This window comes from Paenibacillus puldeungensis (genome assembly GCF_042678945.1).
In the GTDB taxonomy this organism is placed as follows: domain Bacteria; phylum Bacillota; class Bacilli; order Paenibacillales; family Paenibacillaceae; genus Fontibacillus; species Fontibacillus puldeungensis.
The window spans coordinates 1-17,693 of record NZ_JBHTLM010000035.1; the positions used below are offsets into that span (position 1 = coordinate 1).

At 47.2% G+C, this 17,693-nt stretch carries 20 protein-coding genes and 1 riboswitch; of the genes, 18 read left to right on the forward strand and 2 right to left on the reverse strand.

The features are described 5' to 3' along the window. The first annotated feature begins 426 nt into the window (after window positions 1-426). The 6 genes from ACFQ3W_RS25215 to ACFQ3W_RS25240 all read left to right on the forward strand — a co-directional run bounded on the left by ACFQ3W_RS25215 (window position 427) and on the right by ACFQ3W_RS25240 (window position 5,932). The gene (locus tag ACFQ3W_RS25215; RefSeq protein ID WP_379322002.1) at window positions 427-1,338 is read left to right on the forward strand and encodes an ABC transporter ATP-binding protein; all 912 of its coding nucleotides are present in this window, start codon (window positions 427-429) and stop codon (window positions 1,336-1,338) included. Further along, on the forward strand, window positions 1,338-2,075 hold the full coding sequence (locus tag ACFQ3W_RS25220) for an ABC transporter permease (RefSeq protein ID WP_379322003.1): 738 nt from the start codon (window positions 1,338-1,340) through the stop codon (window positions 2,073-2,075). Before ACFQ3W_RS25215 ends, ACFQ3W_RS25220 begins: the two co-directional genes overlap by 1 nt. A 6-nt stretch (window positions 2,076-2,081) precedes the next feature. Further along, entirely contained in the window at window positions 2,082-3,275 is a 1,194-nt protein-coding gene (locus ACFQ3W_RS25225; protein ID WP_379322004.1) for a sensor histidine kinase, read from the forward strand. Further along, the gene (locus ACFQ3W_RS25230) at window positions 3,272-3,874 is read left to right on the forward strand and encodes a response regulator transcription factor (RefSeq protein WP_379322005.1); all 603 of its coding nucleotides are present in this window, start codon (window positions 3,272-3,274) and stop codon (window positions 3,872-3,874) included. Before ACFQ3W_RS25225 ends, ACFQ3W_RS25230 begins: the two co-directional genes overlap by 4 nt. Window positions 3,875-4,181: 307 nt before the next feature. Next, window positions 4,182-5,315, forward strand: a complete 1,134-nt coding sequence (locus ACFQ3W_RS25235; RefSeq protein ID WP_379322006.1) for a PdaC/SigV domain-containing protein — start codon at window positions 4,182-4,184, stop codon at window positions 5,313-5,315. Between the two features lie 188 nt (window positions 5,316-5,503). Then, on the forward strand, window positions 5,504-5,932 hold the full coding sequence (locus ACFQ3W_RS25240) for a hypothetical protein (protein ID WP_379322007.1): 429 nt from the start codon (window positions 5,504-5,506) through the stop codon (window positions 5,930-5,932). 122 nt (window positions 5,933-6,054) lie between these two features. On the opposite strand, the gene ACFQ3W_RS25245 is transcribed toward ACFQ3W_RS25240, so the two are convergent. Continuing rightward, complete coding sequence (locus tag ACFQ3W_RS25245) at window positions 6,055-6,582, reverse strand: hypothetical protein (RefSeq protein ID WP_379322008.1); 528 nt, start codon at window positions 6,580-6,582, stop codon at window positions 6,055-6,057. A 213-nt stretch (window positions 6,583-6,795) separates the two neighbouring features. Between ACFQ3W_RS25245 and ACFQ3W_RS25250 the strand changes: the two genes are divergently transcribed. The 10 genes from ACFQ3W_RS25250 (at window position 6,796) to rsmI (ending at window position 14,242) form a co-directional block, all read left to right on the forward strand. Further along, a complete protein-coding gene (locus tag ACFQ3W_RS25250) occupies window positions 6,796-6,981 on the forward strand; it encodes a sigma factor G inhibitor Gin (protein ID WP_379322009.1) in 186 nt (61 codons plus the stop codon). Between the two features lie 134 nt (window positions 6,982-7,115). Then, window positions 7,116-8,687 (forward strand): aminotransferase class I/II-fold pyridoxal phosphate-dependent enzyme, encoded by a 1,572-nt coding sequence (locus tag ACFQ3W_RS25255; RefSeq protein ID WP_379322010.1) that lies wholly within the window; start codon window positions 7,116-7,118, stop codon window positions 8,685-8,687. Next, on the forward strand, window positions 8,677-9,327 hold the full coding sequence (tmk, locus tag ACFQ3W_RS25260) for a dTMP kinase (RefSeq protein WP_379322036.1): 651 nt from the start codon (window positions 8,677-8,679) through the stop codon (window positions 9,325-9,327). The genes ACFQ3W_RS25255 and tmk overlap by 11 nt, the downstream gene beginning before the upstream one ends. Window positions 9,328-9,382: 55 nt before the next feature. Continuing rightward, window positions 9,383-9,712, forward strand: a complete 330-nt coding sequence (locus ACFQ3W_RS25265; RefSeq protein WP_379322011.1) for a cyclic-di-AMP receptor — start codon at window positions 9,383-9,385, stop codon at window positions 9,710-9,712. 42 nt (window positions 9,713-9,754) lie between these two features. Next, window positions 9,755-10,198, forward strand: coding sequence for a YaaR family protein (locus ACFQ3W_RS25270; RefSeq protein WP_379322012.1), 444 nt, complete (start codon window positions 9,755-9,757; stop codon window positions 10,196-10,198). Between the two features lie 34 nt (window positions 10,199-10,232). Beyond that, a complete protein-coding gene (holB, locus tag ACFQ3W_RS25275; RefSeq protein WP_379322013.1) occupies window positions 10,233-11,213 on the forward strand; it encodes a DNA polymerase III subunit delta' in 981 nt (326 codons plus the stop codon). Window positions 11,214-11,325: 112 nt separating this feature from the next. Next, the gene (locus ACFQ3W_RS25280; RefSeq protein ID WP_379322014.1) at window positions 11,326-12,126 is read left to right on the forward strand and encodes a PSP1 domain-containing protein; all 801 of its coding nucleotides are present in this window, start codon (window positions 11,326-11,328) and stop codon (window positions 12,124-12,126) included. Between the two features lie 47 nt (window positions 12,127-12,173). Continuing rightward, the gene (locus ACFQ3W_RS25285) at window positions 12,174-12,542 is read left to right on the forward strand and encodes an initiation-control protein YabA (protein ID WP_379322015.1); all 369 of its coding nucleotides are present in this window, start codon (window positions 12,174-12,176) and stop codon (window positions 12,540-12,542) included. Window positions 12,543-12,596: 54 nt separating this feature from the next. After that, window positions 12,597-13,352 (forward strand): tRNA1(Val) (adenine(37)-N6)-methyltransferase, encoded by a 756-nt coding sequence (locus ACFQ3W_RS25290; RefSeq protein WP_379322016.1) that lies wholly within the window; start codon window positions 12,597-12,599, stop codon window positions 13,350-13,352. Continuing rightward, on the forward strand, window positions 13,349-14,242 hold the full coding sequence (gene rsmI, locus ACFQ3W_RS25295; RefSeq protein WP_379322017.1) for a 16S rRNA (cytidine(1402)-2'-O)-methyltransferase: 894 nt from the start codon (window positions 13,349-13,351) through the stop codon (window positions 14,240-14,242). The genes ACFQ3W_RS25290 and rsmI overlap by 4 nt, the downstream gene beginning before the upstream one ends. Before the next feature lie 179 nt (window positions 14,243-14,421). On the opposite strand, the gene ACFQ3W_RS25300 is transcribed toward rsmI, so the two are convergent. After that, the gene (locus ACFQ3W_RS25300; protein WP_379322018.1) at window positions 14,422-14,676 is read right to left on the reverse strand and encodes an AbrB/MazE/SpoVT family DNA-binding domain-containing protein; all 255 of its coding nucleotides are present in this window, start codon (window positions 14,674-14,676) and stop codon (window positions 14,422-14,424) included. Window positions 14,677-14,999: 323 nt separating this feature from the next. Between ACFQ3W_RS25300 and ACFQ3W_RS25305 the strand changes: the two genes are divergently transcribed. After that, a complete protein-coding gene (locus tag ACFQ3W_RS25305) occupies window positions 15,000-16,289 on the forward strand; it encodes an HD domain-containing protein (RefSeq protein WP_379322019.1) in 1,290 nt (429 codons plus the stop codon). Between the two features lie 16 nt (window positions 16,290-16,305). Next, window positions 16,306-17,085, forward strand: coding sequence for a TatD family hydrolase (locus tag ACFQ3W_RS25310; protein WP_379322020.1), 780 nt, complete (start codon window positions 16,306-16,308; stop codon window positions 17,083-17,085). Between the two features lie 204 nt (window positions 17,086-17,289). Continuing rightward, a riboswitch (cyclic di-AMP (ydaO/yuaA leader) is annotated at window positions 17,290-17,499 on the forward strand. Window positions 17,500-17,693: the final 194 nt, after the last annotated feature.

Consider the following 17,693-nt stretch of genomic DNA (forward strand, 5'->3'; position numbering starts at 1 on the left):
GTTAAATGAGCCGAAATGGCGGAGTAGGCGGTAGTGGGCTTGTTTTAAATGCACTTTTTACAACTAAAGTTCAAAAATGAGATATGTGGGGCCAAATAGATGTACTTTTTGCATTTATTTGGCTGTTTGTGCATAGAGTGACTGGAAACCAGCATTCTTCGGAAAACGAAAACTTTCCAGTGTCGGCGTTAAGGTACTGTAGAGGATGGGGCCAAAGAATAATGTAAGACACATCAAGCGATCGAGAGCACTGCCGATTACAAGGCGGTGCTTTTTTGATGTGGAGATTCACAATGTTTGCTTGATCATGACAGTTGTCATTCTCATGTCATGACAGCTCTAACTAATCCGCATAAGAATCTTCCGGTATGCTAGTTACATAAGGAAACGGACTTCAAGTAACGGAGCAAAACGGAGGGATAGAAGATGGAAACGATCATTGAAGTAAATAACGTAAGTAAAGCATTTAAGGATAAAAAAGCGGTAGACGGTGTAAGTATTCAAGTGGAAAAAGGTTCAATCGTTGCTCTGCTGGGCCCCAACGGGGCTGGTAAAACGACGACAATGCTGATGATGCTGGGGTTATTGAAGCCGACTTCTGGCAGTATTAAATTGTTCGGTCAGGAACCCGGTTCAACCGCCGCCAGCCAGCGGATAGGAGCGATGCTTCAGGAGGTTAGCGTGATGGATCGGCTGAAGGTGAAGGAACTGATCGAGCTGTTTCGAAGCTATTATCCAAACCCGGCGGATACGGATTATTTGAAACGGGTAAGCGGATTGCAAGACCGAGATATGAACCGCTATGCCGAGAAGCTATCCGGCGGGCAGAAGCGCAGTCTGAGTTACGCATTGGCGCTGAGCGGAGATCCGGATTTACTCTTTTTCGATGAACCTACGGTAGGGCTTGATATAACGGCTAGACGGGAATTTTGGAAAAATGTGAAGGAGCTGGCCGCCTCGGGGAAAACGATATTATTCTCCACGCATTATTTGCAGGAGGCTGATGATGTTGCTCACCGGATAATATTGTTCAATCAAGGAAAGCTTGTGGCTGACGGCACGCCGCAGGAAATCAAGTCCAGATTGCTAAAACGATCGGTGTCGTTTATCCCGTTGATGCCGGAGCAGGAACTGAATCTCAAGCTGAACGAAATGGATTTTGCCGACAATCACATGCAGGTGGATGGAAGAGTGGTATTGACGACGGATAATACGGATCACGTGCTGGAGAGCATTTTCCGCCATCAATGGAAGGTTCGGGATATTCAAATCGATAGTGGCAGTCTGGATGAAGCATTCGAACAACTAACCGTACACGAAAAGGAGTCGATCTTATAATGAATACGATAAAAATGCAGTGTAAAGTAGAGTTTTTGAGAATATGGCGCAACCCTTATTATGTTTTCTGGTCTTTGCTGATGCCGATTATCTTTTATTTCATTTTTACGAAGGTCGTTAACACCGGGGTGGATAACCAAGGAGAGTGGCAGGCTCATTACCTTATGTCTATGGCTGCGTTTAGCGTGATGGGGTCTGCAATTATGCAGATGGGCATCCGCCTCGTTCAGGAGCGAAATCAAGGGTGGACTACCCTTCTCGGAGTAACTCCTCTCTCCAGCTCGGTGTATTTTCTAGGAAAAATGTTCGGGCAAACGGTGATGCATCTGTGCTCCATTCTTATTATTTTTATCGCGGGTTTCTTTATTAACGGGGTCTCCCTTTCGATTTCAGAATGGATCCTCTCGGGACTATGGATTTTGATAGCGGCGATTCCATTCCTTGCACTTGGCACTTTGATTGGCTCCATGAAACGGGCGGATACAGCGAGTGGGATTAGCAATGTTCTTTATCTTCTACTGGCGCTTGGCGGAGGCATGTGGATGCCGATGGAGATTTTTCCTAAGGTTATGCAGCAGATTGGCAAATGGTTGCCTTCCTACAATTACGGAAACGGCGCATGGATGATCATCCAAGGCGAGGCGCCTGAACTCCGGAGTGTGGCAATTTTACTGGGATACTTGGCCGTATTTATGATACTATCCGTATATATTCGAAATAAGCAGAAAGTAGCGTGAGTGTAGATGAGGGAGCATCGAGAGTTTACTTTTTTTCCGAAAAAGCTGGGGTTGTTCCCTTATGTGTTCCTGCTGTATCTGCTAATGCCTGCCTTTAATCTGGTCCAGCAACATGGCTGGAAGAGTTTGTTCGGCTGGACGTTGCTGCTGATGTTTCTGGTGACGTATCGTCAGCTATATTGGGTGGAAATCGGCAGCAAGGCATTCGATGGTCTGCTTTTGGCACAGATGGCCATTATATTAGGGCTTACTTTGGTAAACGGCCCTTATAATATTTTTCTAGGGTTCTTTTCTGGCAATTTCATTGCTTATTATTATGATAGACAGCGTAGCGGGGTGGATTTCGATCCGCAGCGAAAGTTTCGAAATGCCATGGTGATTTTCCTGGGTGTGCTGCTAGTTCCCGTTTTCATGTACATACGTGCGATTATTCAAGGAAAAGCTGATGCAGCCGGTTTGGGATTCTTTATTCCTTTTATCCTCATTATGTATACGACACCTTTCGGCATGCGTTCCATGTATCGAAACCGGCATTTGAGAGAGGAGTTGGACCGTGCCAACGAACGAATTAAAGAGCTTGTCAAACGCGAGGAACGAATTCGCATTGCCCGAGATTTGCACGATACGCTTGGGCATACATTGTCCTTAATTACGCTGAAAAGTCAGCTGGTTGAGAAATTAGCCATGAAAAATCCGGAGCGCGCAAGGGAGGAAGCCAAGGAGATCGAGAGAACATCTCGAGCCGCCCTGAAGCAGGTTCGGGAGCTCGTGTCGGATATGCGGGCGATTAAAGTATCCGAGGAGCTTGCCGCATCGGCCGAAATGCTAAAGGCTGCCGGCATTACATATGAAATTCAAGGAGAAGTCTCGCTTGAAGGAGTATCAGAGCTGACGCAAAATATTATAAGCTTATGCATTAAAGAAGCGGTAACCAATATTGTTAAACATAGCGGTGCTGAGCACTGCGATATTAATTTGAAGCGTGAAGGTGACGCAATTAAACTCATGGTAGAGGATGACGGAGCAGGGATTCCGGATGAGTTAAAGGATTCGCTAGGCAACGGTTTGAAAGGAATGACGGAACGGCTGGCTTTGATTGAGGGCTCGCTGGAACTTTCCCCGGGAAATAATAAGGGGACAAAATTGAGCGTGATCGTTCCGATTCCTGTCAAAGAAATGAATGGAGGGGAACGGTCATGATTTCGGTTGTGATTGCTGAGGATCAACGTTTGTTAAGAGAAGCGATGTCTTCCTTGCTCAGCCTGGAGGATGATATTGAAGTGATCGGGGAATCGGGAGACGGGGAAGAGGCACTGGATCTGATTCGTCGCCTGAAGCCGGATATTTGCCTGCTGGACATCGAGATGCCGAAGAAAAGCGGCCTTGACGTAGCAGAGCAGCTGCACCAGGAGAATTCGGAATGCCAAATTATTATTTTGACTACATTTGCGAGACCAGGTTATTTTGAGCGGGGGATCAAAGCGAATGTGAGAGGATATTTGCTGAAGGATGAGCCGGTGGAAAAGCTGGCTGAAGCGATTCGCCGAGTGAAGGGCGGTAGCCGGGAGGTGTCGCCGGAGCTGGTGTTTGGTAGCCGAAGCGAGGAAAACCCGCTTACCGATCGCGAAAAGGATATATTGAAACTGGCCGCGCAAGGGTTAAGTGCCGGAGATATTGCCTCCTCTTTGTTCCTTTCCTATGGAACAGTTCGCAATTATATTTCGGAAATATTGAACAAGCTTGAGGTTAAAAGCCGGATTGAAGCGGTTCGTAAGGCCGAGGATAAGGGATGGATCTAAAAAAGCGGGCCTTTTCCCCTTAGGGGGTGTGAGGTCTGGCAACATACTATAATGAAAGACCCGAAAGGACCTGACTTCCAATAGGATTCTTTATGGGTCTTTTTAGGCTTAGTTTAACAGAAAAAATAACTGCACAAGGTTAAAAAATTGAAAGAAATGAAAACGGAAAAAAGAAAAAATTGTAAGCTGCTTGTAAAACAATGCTTTAACGAAAGGAATATAATGGAGGAGCCAAGGAGATATGGCTATTACGTAAAGCAGGATTTGCTATAAATAACGTAATTACGGATGTGGAGGAGAAAAAAAGATGAAGTACGGGAAAATTCAACGAAGTGTGGCTGTGATCGCCGGGGCCGTGATGATAGGGAGCTCTTTCTTGTTACCGGCCCAACCTATTCATGCGGCTGCGGATACACCTAAAGCCTCTGTACATAAAGGTGCCGTAAAAAAGGCTGAGTCACCTCAGGTTACATTGAAATTCAACGGAGTTCAGGCGAAAGATCAAGGGTTAACTTTAGCCGGAAACGTTTATGTGCCGGTATCATTTTTGCGGGATACATTGAAAATGCCTTTTTCTTATGATAAAGCCACGAAGACTTACAGCATAGGCGAGGGATACCGAAAGCTGAAGCTGGTGGCTTCCGAATACGGAATCAGTCCCGATATTAACGGGTATTATCTCTATCCTCTGGAGGCAAAAAACATCAATGGACGTCTTTACGTTCCTTTTCAATGGGTTAAGGATTATTTAGGGTTTCAAGGGGAATGGAATGCGGCCAATAAGACGCTAAATGCATCGGCTCGTCAAGAAAACAAGCTGACGGTTGAAACGGAATCTTACAACAAGGACTCGAAGGATGTCACCATTCATTTGAATACGCCGCAAATACGTTATCCGGGAAACGAGAAAGTCGAGAAGGCGATTAATGATGTACTGATGAACGATCTGAAGCAGTTGAAGGAAACAATCGATAAACAGCTTAAGGAAAAAAACGCTGAAGGAAATGAGAACCCGAATCCGTACGGCTATTCCAGCTCATACCTGGTCACCTATAACCAAAATGGTGTGCTTGGTTTGGTCGTTGAATCGTACGAATATTTGGGAGGAGCACACGGTACCAGCTTCCGCCAAGGGTATACCTTCTCTTTGAAGGATGGGAAAGCACTAACCCTGGACGATTTGTTCGGAAAAAATGCCAATTACCGCAAGCAACTTAACCTTGAAATTGCCAAGCAATTTAGCAAAAATCCAGGATATTCTGGTGGGTTCAAGGAGCTGAAGAAAAATCCCGATTTCTTTTTGACCCCGGATACGCTTCACGTTTTCTTCCAAGTTTATGAGTACCTGCCTTATGCCGGGGGATTCCCTGAGTTTTCATTCCCGTTCAGCAAGCTGCTGTCAAAAGGGAGTACACCATTTGATGGGTTGAATGCCAATTGATTATTAATTTTATTCAGGGACTTTCAAAAAGAATGTAACCTTTTTGTTACCGATAAGCCGTAGACCTACCGTTATAATGAAAATGGTATATTGCATCTAGGAATTTCAGCCTATCCGTATTCTATATCAGGGATGACATCAAGAGAGAAACATATCAGCATATAGGTTAAGGTAAGGAGGATTGAATCATGCGGCGAAAGGAAATAGGATATTCCTTAGGCTTCATGTGGGTAGTCGTGATGATATTGTGCATCATCGCAGGCTGTGCGTCTTCCGAGCCCTCATGGACGAACTTTGTAGGCGCGGCTGTGGAGAAAAGCTTCCCCGTTCCGAAAGAGGCTACTCAAACGGAGACAGCCCTGAATAACTCAAAAATGGATTACGTTCATTATTCCATCGCCGGACTTCGTGAGGAAGACGGAATTCCCGAGGCTTATCAAAAGGCCATTCAAGAGTGGGGATGGATGGAAAGGAAAGAAGAGAGCACAGGAGCAACGCATGTATTTGAAAAAGGAAAATTGATCGTGCAGCTCACGGTCCACGATAAATCCTTTACTGTGCTAGTTCCTAAGCTTGAGGAGAAGACGGTCATTCAAGGCATAGAAGGTAGTCCATAAACAGTATTTTTATCTGAGAATAGGACAAGAACACACACTCAAGATCACAATACCAAGTGGTCTAAAAAAGCCTGTTCCCCGCGTAGTTTCGCAGGGAACAGGCTTTTTATTTTGGAAGAGGACTACTGCATATAGTAGGAAATATCGAGCCCGGTTATTTTAAGCATACCGTCCTTAGGTTGTTTTCTAAAACGTAATATTACCAAAAGGGTCGGCATGCTCAGCCAAATGTGCCAGAAAAACAAAGCGAACACAAAAGAGACCGGTGACCAAGGAATCAGTATAGCGGCGATGCAGCAGCCGATCCAAGCCGTATGTAGATAAACTGGGCGAAATGCGGAATATCTGACAAATTGATCTGGCATATAGCCAATCCACGGCAACTGCCGGGAAAAACGCCAACGTTTGTGATAGGAGTGACTCACTATAATTAGAACCGAGCGGGAAACGACGTATTGAATCCATAGCGCAACGAGAAATGCGAGCAGGAAGAAAAATATGCTAGTCCAGGAGATAAAGATCATTTCAGCCGCAAGCCAAATAAAAGGCAGTGTTGTAAAACTGCGAACTAAGGCTTTAGGCACCATGACCTTTTTGAGCAGCCGATAATGATAAAATGTTGCATTTGTTCCGGATTCTACAGACTTCAACAAACAACCCTCCTACAATGACTTCATGCCTTTTGGCGGGACATGCCCATATAAATATATCGGACAAAAGGAAGAATAAATAAAGTTTTGACTTCGTACAGACACAGCCTTATGGGATCAGGCATATGATAAGGTAGATAGCGACTATGAAAAGGTTTAAAATAATAGAATCTGTGTCATACTGATAGTAAAACAAACAAGGTGGGATCGGGCATGGATGAGCTTGCCGAAAAAAAGTGCATTATTTGCGGGGAGCCGAAGACGGAGGGCATTCATATCGCCGCGGAGTTTATCTGCGATGCGTGTGAATCGGAAATGGTGCATACCGATGTGCGAGAAGAGAAATACAATTTTTTTATACATCGGATGAAGCAAATCTGGGTGGAGAAAAATGTATAGATCCGCTGGTTAAAGGACCTGTTCAGATGGGGAGCGGGTCCTTTTGTATTGCTCTCTCCGGGACATAAGCGGTAAAATGAAGCGATGGACTAAGCAATTGAATTAAAGGATTTAGATAGAGGTGTTGAATCGGTATGGATCAAGCTCCCTTGGCCGAGGCGCTACTGAAATATAAAGAGAAACAAGATGCTTCCTTCCACGTACCGGGCCATAAGGACGGACGAGCCTTTCAAAACGTGAAGGACCGTGAGGCGTACGAGGCATTGTCTGAGGTCATGAAGATCGACGCGACCGAAATTACGGGGACTGATGATTTGCATCATCCGGAGGGCGTCATTCTGGAGGCCCAACAACAGGCCGCAAGGGTGTTTGGCGCGGAGGAGACGTTTTTTCTTGTCGGCGGGAGTACGGCCGGCAATCTGGCACTGATCCTGAGCGTGTGTACCTCGCCAGGAGATGTGCTCCTCGTGCAGCGGAACGTGCATAAATCCGTCATTCACGGATTGATGCTGGCGCACGCGCACGCGGTGTTTTTGGCGCCGCAGCTCGGCGCCGGCAGCGGCCTGGCGACCATCCCGTCAGAGGCGACGGTGCGTGAAGCCCTGCGCCGATACCCCGGCGCCAAAGGGCTTCTGCTCACGCACCCGAGCTACTACGGAATGGGAGCAGCGCTGCGGCCGCTGGCCGAGCTGTGCCACGAGCATGGCGTGCCGCTGCTCGTGGACGAGGCGCATGGCGCCCACTTCGGGCGGCACCCGGCCTTGCCCGAGAGCGCGCTGGCCGCGGGGGCCGACAGCGTGGTGCAGTCGACCCACAAGATGCTTACCGCGCTCACGATGGGCGCGATGCTGCATGTGCAGGGCGGCCTGCTGGACCGCGGCCTCCTGCGCGGGCGGCTGACGATGGTCCAGAGCTCCAGCCCATCGTACCCGATCATGGCGTCGCTCGACTTAAGCCGCCGCCTGCTTGAGACAGAAGGCCCTGCCTTGTTTGCCGCCCCGCTGGCGGCAGCGGAGCGGATTAAGCAGGGCCTAAGCGAGATGCCGCGTTACGGCATCGTACAACTGCCGGGCGCGTGCGGAGCGGATCCTGCATATACTATACAAGATCCCTTAAAGATTGTACTATACGATGCTAAGGGAGACTTAAGTGGATACGAACTACAACGAAAGCTGGAGCAGCAAGGCTGTATCCCGGAAATGAGCGATGACCGTTATGTCGTGCTTGCGCTTGGGCCGGGAACCTCGTTGGAGGAAGCCGAGCGACTGCTGCAAGCTTTGGAGCGAATCGCCGATGGGATTGGGGAGGCGGTGTCGGTTCGAGAAAATGGCCCTACGCCGTTTTCCACGTGGAACATTCGAGAGACGATGAGTATCAGCAACGATTCATTAGCAAGCGTAGATGCCTTGCCTTCCGCCATCTCAGCACCCGTGCCGTTTGGCCTGACTCCGTTATCCCCTGCGGAGATCGAGACGATCCCCGTAGAGGATAGCGTCGGCCGGCAAGCCGCGGAAATGATCATCCCTTACCCTCCGGGTATTCCACTTGTATATGCAGGGGAGATGATTACGGAGGATACGAAGGACCGACTGATCGGGCTTAAGTTATCGAAGGCGAAATGCCAAGGGGCAGCGGATCCTTTACTACGGGCCATCCAAGTTATGAAGACTAAGAGGAAAGCAGGGAACGATGCAGATGAGCGGTAATGCCGAAGGTTTATTCATTTCTCTGGAGGGTGGTGATGGATCAGGAAAAACGACAGTGATGCAGGAGCTTGGACGCGTACTGGAGGAACATGGCGTATCGTATATAGCCACGCGTGAGCCTGGAGGAATTGAGATCGCCGAGAAAATTCGTGAAATCATTTTAAACCCGAAACATACAACGATGGATGCGCGTACAGAGGCTTTACTTTATGCAGCGGCTAGAAGACAGCACCTGGCTGAGAAGGTGGAGCCGGCGCTAAAGCAGGGCACCTGCATTCTCTGCGATCGCTTTGTTGATAGCAGTCTTGCTTATCAGGGGTATGCACGCGGTTTAGGTATTGAGGAAGTAATGAACATTAACAGCTTTGCGATTAACGGGCGTTTTCCGAACATCACCTTCTATTTGGATATCGAACCGGAGCTCGGGCTTACTAGAATCGCTGCCGGGCAGGGGCGGGAAGTCAACCGACTGGACATGGAGAGCCTTCAGTTTCACCAAAAAGTGCGCGAAGGATATTTAATTGTGGCGGATATGTACCCGGAGCGAATCAAAGTAATTGATGCATCGCGCACCAAAGATGAGGTGGCTGCCGAGATTCGGCATCAACTTTCCAAGGCTTTAAAGGAATTTGGGCTATAACTGTCAAATTATATAGGGTGAAGTAGATTTTTGATGATTATAAGGAGGGACTGCAATGAAGCTGATTATTGCGATTATCCAGGATAAAGACAGCAACCGGCTATCCAGCGCACTCGTGAAGGAAAATTACCGTGCGACGAAGCTGGCTAGTACCGGAGGGTTTCTACGGGCGGGGAACACGACATTTATGATTGGTGTTGATGATCATCAGGTAGACACAGTGCTTAACGTCATCCGAAATAGTTGTAAAATCCGTGAACAATTGGTTACTCCAGTTACACCGATGAGCGGTACTACCGACTCCTATTTGCCTCTTCCTGTAGAAGTGCAGGTCGGAGGAGCAACTGTATTCGTATTGCCGGTTGATCGTTTTGAACATTTCTAAATCGTTAATTATAAATTATATTCTAGTTGGCGGTGATCACATTTGAAAATTGATCCGGGATACCGACCGCTTAAAAGTAATCTAGGAGTCAGCGAAACTCCCCCGAAGCCGGTGCAGCACAAAAGTTTTTCCGATGTCATGCAGCGTCATGGAGAGAAAGCAACTCAGGAAGAATTGACCCGGAGATTTAAAGAAATCCAAATGCAGGGCGACCGTTTGGCGCACTCGATGACCATCAGAGAACTGAAATTATATCGCATGATGGTCAAGAGATTTTTGGAGGAGACCGTCCGGCGGGGAGTCGGCATCAAAGACGCCAAAGGATGGGATCGACGCGGCCGCGGGAAACGATACAAGCTGCTGGATGAGGTTGATTCCGCTTTGCTGGATATGGCCGACGAGCTGCTGGAGACGGAACAGGGGAAAATTGAGCTGCTGCAAAAGATCGGTGAGATCCGCGGTATGCTCATAAATCTTTGCTTCTAGATAGCGGTATTATTTGAAAGGACGAGAAGTCAGCATGTCATTTCAGGATATAATCGGGCAGGATAACGCGAAGCAGCTGCTGCAAAGCAGTCTACGGCGCAAGGAAATATCTCATGCCTATATTTTTAGCGGACCGCCTGGAAGTGGGCAAATGGAAATGGCCATGGCCTTCGTCCAGGCGTTGTTCTGCACCCGCGGCGGGGATGATGCTTGCGGAGAGTGTTTGGAGTGCCGTAAGGTGCAGCATGGAAATCATCCCGATTTGACCCTCGTCAAACCGGATGGAGCCTCGATCAAAATTGAACAGATCCGCGATTTGCAGCGTGTTTTCTCTTATCGTTCGGAAAGCGGCAATCCGAAGGCGTATATTATTGATGAAGCGGAGAAAATGACAGTCCAGGCAGCCAACAGTCTGCTGAAGTTTTTGGAGGAGCCGCCTTCACCGGCAGTAGCCATTTTATTGTCCGATAACGGACGAGCTCTACTTCCGACGATTCAATCCCGAGCACAATGGGTTCCTTTTAACCCGCTTGATCCGGAGAAAATGCTCCAGATTCTGGCGGCGGAGGGATTTCCCTCAACCTTAGCGCGAAGTGCCGTTCATCTCGCGGCAGGACTGGGTCCATGCCGTGAACTTATCCAGCAGAATTGGTTTGCAGAAATTAGAAACGTAATGTTACAATTAGGGAAGGAAATCGCAGGCCGTGGCGGTTCTCCTATTATTACAGCGCAGCAGAGCTTGTTCAAAGCGGGGCTAGGCGACCATTTGGACATGTTGTTCAACCTTTTCCATTTGTGGTTCAAGGATATGTTACATGCGCTCTATCATAAACATGATCAAATCATTTTCATAGATGAGTTGGAGTTCATTACAAGATATGCAGCATCTCGCAGCCCACAGCAATGGATTGATGCCATGGGGATGGCTGCGGAGTGCAAGAGAAAATTACGGCAGAATATGAATGCCCAACTTTGTGTTGAGCAGTTCCTGATCGCTGTAGAAGGACAGCATTAAGATCCGGGAAATAGAAGCAAGAAGGACAGAGTAACTTTCTCCCGTGAATGAGCAGAACATTATAGATAAAGAAGTAAACGAGCTTTGATGAGCTATACGAGGGGGTTAGTTTTTGTACACTGTAGTGGGCGTCCGTTTCAAAAAAGCGGGCAAAATATATTATTTCGATCCGCTGGAACTCCCGGTAGAGAAGGACCAAAGCGTGATAGTCGAAACGGCGCGTGGGATCGAATACGGTAAAGTGGTGGTCGGCAAGAAGAACGTAGGAGAATCGGATGTCGTCCTTCCACTCAAGAAGGTCATCCGCATAGCCGATGATGCCGACGCCCGTGTTGTTGATGAGAATAAGTTTGCGGCAAAGAATGCTTTTGCCACATGTTTAAATAAAATCAGAGATCATGATCTGAAGATGAAGCTGGTTGATGTGGAATACACGTTTGACCGCAATAAGATCATTTTTTATTTTACCGCTGAGGGCCGTGTGGACTTTCGGGAGCTGGTCAAGGATTTGGCAAGCATTTTCCGGACTCGAATTGAACTCAGACAAATCGGCGTTAGAGACGAGGCCAAGATGCTTGGCGGTATCGGTCCTTGCGGGCGTGTGTTATGCTGTTCTTCTTGGCTTGGAGATTTTGAGCCGGTTTCAATTAAGATGGCCAAGGATCAGAGTTTGTCGCTAAATCCAACGAAAATATCGGGTTTATGCGGGCGACTCATGTGCTGCCTGAAGTTTGAGCATGATAACTACGAAAGCGTGAAAGAAGAGCTGCCGACCGTTGGAAAAGTGGTTATTACCTCTTTAGGGGAAGGAAAAGTAGTCGGGATCAATGCCGGCTCGCGCACCGTTCATGTACAGTTGTTCGAAATTGGAAAAGTGAAGGAGCTTCCGCTGGACGATGTCGTCCTGAAATAAGGAAGTACTTTTTCAAGAAACTTTAGAGATGACTCTGGGGTGGGAACTTGGAGAACAAGGACATTTTCACACATATGCAAGCGCTGGAAACACAAATGGGAAAGGTACACGGCGATTTGGCCAGCCTTATGCTTGAAGTGAAGAAGCTGGTCGAAGAGAACCAGCAGCTTCTGCTGGAGAATGAACAGCTGCGCAAAATACTCAAGAGGGAAAGTGCGGAGGGCCCTTTGCCTCAGTCATCCCCAGATAAGACAGTCGGTCCGTTAGCGGGCAAGGATGAGATTGACGTAGTAGGCGAAGGCTACGATAATCTGGCGCGTCTTTATCATGAAGGTTTTCATATATGCAATGTCTACTATGGGCACCTTCGTACGGAAGGCGATTGCTTGTTCTGTTTGTCCTTTTTGAATAAATAATGAACCGTGGGGAATGACCCTACGGTTTTTTTAAATTAACGCAGGAGTTGCGCTATGAACAACGTGACGATTTATGACCAGGAGCGGGTGGATGACCTGCTCACACACGACTTGCATATTATTCAGAGTGATGAGGTGTTCAGTTTCTCCATGGACGCCGTGCTGCTGGCGCGGTTCGCCTCAGTACCGAAGTATGGGAAAATTCTCGATCTTTGCACCGGGAACGGAGTGATTCCTTTGCTCTTGTCTACGAGAACAAAAGCTAACATCGAAGGAATCGAAATTCAGCCACGATTGGCGGATATGGCTCGCCGCAGTGTGGAGCTGAATGAGCTAACGGATAAAATTTTGATTCGGGAAGGCGATTTACGGGAATTGGTCAAAGAGACCGGACATGGTATATACGACGCTATTACAGTAAACCCTCCATATATGCCGCTTAAGGGGGGCGACGTGAAGCTAAATACACACCAGGCGATAGCCAGACACGAAATTCACTGCAGCCTGGAAGAGGTGGTGGCTTCCGCGATGCGCCTGGTACGTCCTGGAGGGAAAGTATCGATGGTACACAAGCCTCAGCGGTTGGGTGAAATCATTACCGTGCTGAGACAGTATCGGCTGGAGCCGAAGTTAATTCGCTTCGTACATCCGAGAGCGGGCGCAGAGTCCAATATCGTACTGATCGAAGCGCTGCGGGATGGAAAACCTGATATGCGGGTGTTGCCTCCGTTGATCGTATATAACGAGAACGGCCAATATTGCCCGGAGATTATGGACATTTACTACGGACCAAAAGAGGGAAGATCATGAGTGTAAACGTGCAAAAGAGCTTTGAGGCCGCATCCGGCGCCAGAGATGGATATGGAAAGCTGTATTTAGTGGCTACCCCGATCGGCAACCTAGAGGATATGACGTATCGTGCGGTCCGCACCCTGCGTGAAGCCGATATTATAGCCGCAGAAGATACGAGGCAGACGCGTAAGCTACTAACCCATTTTGAAATTTCCCCGGGTAAGCTGCTTAGCTATCATGAGCATAATAAGGCGGCAAGTGGACCTGAATTGATACGCTTTATAATAGAAGGAAAAAATTTGGCACTCGTCAGCGATGCCGGACTACCGGCCATTTCCGACCCTGGAAGCGATCTGGTGAAGCTTGCGCTTGAAGCTGGAATTTCCGTCATTCCGATTCCGGGAGCGAACGCGGCGTTATCCGCGCTGATCGTATCGGGACTGCCGACGGAACGATTTATGTTCTTGGGATTTTTACCGCGAGATAATAAAGTAAGGGAAGGACTTCTGACCACTTTGCAGGATGAAGAAAGTACTCTCTTGATGTATGAATCGCCGCATCGCCTGATCAAAACTTTAGAATCACTTCAGGAGGTTTTGGGTGACCGAAACATTGTGCTGGCTCGTGAGTTAACGAAACGATATGAGGAAATGACCCGGGGCTCTATTCGCGATTGCCTTGAATGGTTAAATGAGCACCCTCCTCTCGGTGAATATTGCCTTGTTGTAAGTGGGGCTCGTCCGGAGCAGATAAAGGAAAAACGGGATGCTTGGTGGCAAGAGCTGTCCATTGAAGAGCATGTACTTCATTATGAGAACGAAGAAGGGTTAACACGGAAAGATGCTATGAAGAAAGTGGCGGGTGATCGCGGAGTTTCGAAGAGAGATATTTATAAGGCGCTCCTCTAGAGAGGGGCGGTTATAGCTAGGGGGTTAATCCCAAATCTTATATAAAAATCCTAAAATTAACCTAACGGTCAAAAAAAGGGGCCTTCACTAGGCCGGGTTCAAGCCTAAGGAAGGCGCCAAGGAGATATGAAAAAGGTTAGAATTAACAGTTTCAGTAAATCTATTATATACTATAATTCTTAATTTGTCACAGGGGTAGGAAGTTCAGAGATGCATTCATGGCAAACAATTTTCCCCTTGAAATAAGTAACGTTTTCAGCGTTTCCGCAGAAAATACAAGCAGGCTCATATTTCTTCAACATAATACGCTCGCCGTCTACATAAATTTCAAGTGCGTCCTTTTCGCCAATGCCGAGTGTGCGGCGTAATTCAATCGGGATTACGACCCGCCCTAATTCGTCCACTTTTCTTACGATACCTGTTGATTTCATCATAACCGAAGATTGCCCCTCTCGCTATAATTTTTTTAAGTGCCATAATTCGACAATGTTCTATCTTTTATGATTTTTATAATACCAACCATTGCCAGAATAGTCAACCTATTTATGGTAGAGTTCTTTATTATTTCTAAATAAATTCACATATTAGAACGGAAATCACCCATGACTACTAGGAAGTCCAATAAATGCAGCAATTCGACATTTTGGAAATTGCTATTATGACAAAGTTCGACAATATTCGACATTATCTGTCGACATTGGTCAGGATCCTTTCTTTTTCTTCTAATAAAAATTTTTTCGTAAAGGAGTGTTAGCTCATGAATCACCTGCTTCGCGAAGAGAAAGTGTTCAAAGATCCCGTACATAATTATATTCATGTACAGGACGAAGTGATCTGGTCACTAATTAATACGCAAGAGTTTCAGCGTTTGCGTCGCATTCGACAGCTGGGTACGTCTTATTTGACATTTCATGGGGCCGAGCACAGCCGCTTTTCCCATTCGTTAGGCGTATATGAAATTACGCGGCGGATTATTTCGCAATTCGAGAGAGGGGCTTACCCCGATTGGCCTAGCGATGAGAAACTGGTTGCGCTCTGTGCGGCACTCTTGCATGATCTGGGGCACGGTCCTTTCTCTCATTCGATCGAACAGGCTTTTGAGATGCACCACGAGGACTGGACCTGCAAAATACTGCTGGGCGATACGGAGGTTAGCTCGGTCCTGCGGACGATTGGGGATGGTTTTCCTGAGAAGGTGGCGTCGGTCATTCGGAAAGATTACGATAACCCGATTGTTGTCAATTTGGTGTCAAGTCCCCTTGATGCCGATCGGATGGATTATTTGCTCAGGGATGCATACTTTACTGGCGTCAATTACGGTACAATTGACATGGACCGCATTTTGAGAATGCTTCGTCCCTACCAAGGGCGGGTAGTTGTCAAAGAGTCGGGCATGCATGCCGTGGAAGACTATTTAATGTCCCGTTATCAAATGTACTGGCAAGTTTACTTTCATCCGGTTACCCGGAGTTCAGAGATTATATTGCGGCAAATTTTGCGCCGGGCGAAGCAACTGTATGGACAAGGCCATGAGTTCCTCTTCCTGCCAGACCCCCTCCCTGGACTATTTCAAGGAGAATTAAGCGTCCGTGATTATCTCTTGCTGGACGAAGCGCTGATGCAAACTGCCTTCATGCAGTGGAAGAATGAATCCGACACCTTGCTGAGCGAACTTTGCACTCGCTTTTTGGATCGCAAATTGTATAAATATGTAGAACTTGAATCATGCGATGTAGATCGTATCCAGGATATTCGTCTCGCGTTTGCTGAGGCCGGATTAGATCCTGAATACGATTTGGAAATTGATTTTCCAAGCGATCTGCCGTATGATGTGTTCCGACCGGACGAAGCGTCCAAGGAAAAGCAAATTTTACTTTTGGATCATCAGAACAGGTTGCGGGAAATATCGGAAGTATCCGATATCGTTCGCTCCATTAGCGGGCTAAGACGAGGCAAAAATTATTTGTACTATCCTGATAATAAAATAAACGCAACTTTGGATCGTTTGCCTCGTGATATTGCCCAAATATTCGAACAGAAACGTTAGGAGGTACCTAAGGCTAATGCTTATTGATACACATACTCATCTGGACGCTCCGGAGTTTGATGACGATCGCGAGGAAACGATCGCACGGGCTTTGGAGCAAGGGGTTTCGCGGATGATCAACATCGGCTTTAACCGCGACACAATCCCTACAACCATGAAGCTCGCCGAATCGTATGATTTTATTTATGCGGCCGTCGGCTGGCATCCGCAGGATGCGATAACGATGCGCGAAGGGGATTTGGACTGGATTGCACAATTGTGCGAACACGAAAAAGTAGTTGCCATCGGGGAGATCGGGCTCGATTATTATTGGGATACGTCACCTAAAGATGTCCAACAGGACGTGTTCCGTAAGCAAATTGGACTAGCCCGAAGCCTCGGGATGCCAATTTGTATCCATAATCGGGATGCCCATGAGGATGTTGTCCGCATTCTTCGCGAAGAAAAGGCAAGCGAGATCGGCGGAGTTCTTCATTCTTTTTCAGGAAGCTGGGAAATCGCCAAAATGTGCCTGGATTTGGGGTTCCATTTATCTTTCGGTGGTCCGATCACGTTTAAAAATGCCAAAACTCCGAAAGAGGTTCTGATTAAGACGCCGATGGATCGATTATTGATCGAAACAGATTCCCCTTATCTCACACCGCACCCATATCGTGGGAAGAGGAATGAGTCGGCTAACGTTCGTTTGGTTGCGGAAGCAGCAGCAGAGCTTAAAGGGGTATCGGTGGAGGAAATCGCCGAAATTACAACCCGAAATGCACTGGAACGATTTGGAATCCCGAGTATTTCGGAGTAAAAGGGATGAAAAAAGGAGTATTTTCGAAAGATTAATGTATTTTAAACAATAAAAACGAGTTCATTACATTTTTTTAACCATTTTTTTAAAAAAACGTGGTTGATTCGTCCTTTACAACATGCATCGAAACAGGATAGAATTTTTTCAGTGATTGTTTTTGGCTCAGCTTGGAAGCTGAAACAGCCATTCAATCTCTGGTTCCATGAACCAGTCTCGCTGAATCTCCGAGAGGAGAACGGGGGAACCGATGCAGATCTGGATCAGTATGTTCTGGCCATTTCTGTAATTGATTTCTTTACAGAGTCTTAGGGGTGAATTCAAGGTCGTTGCGCCATGAGCGAATGACTGAGAACGGGCGGCTCTCTTTCGTCCGAATCCGACAGCTAACCTCGTAAGCGTAATAAGAGAGGTAACTCGTGCAGCTATTACACCAAGACGTTCAAGAAGCCACGAAGGAGTTCCTCTAACTCTTTCTTTGGCTTCTTTTGTTTTGAATAAAAGTAATAGGGTCATCATACTGTTGATAAACAGGAGGTGACAAATGCCGAACAGACTGGGGCAGGATGCGAAATGAGGGGAATCTTCACTCGTTTCGTAAAAAAACTGTA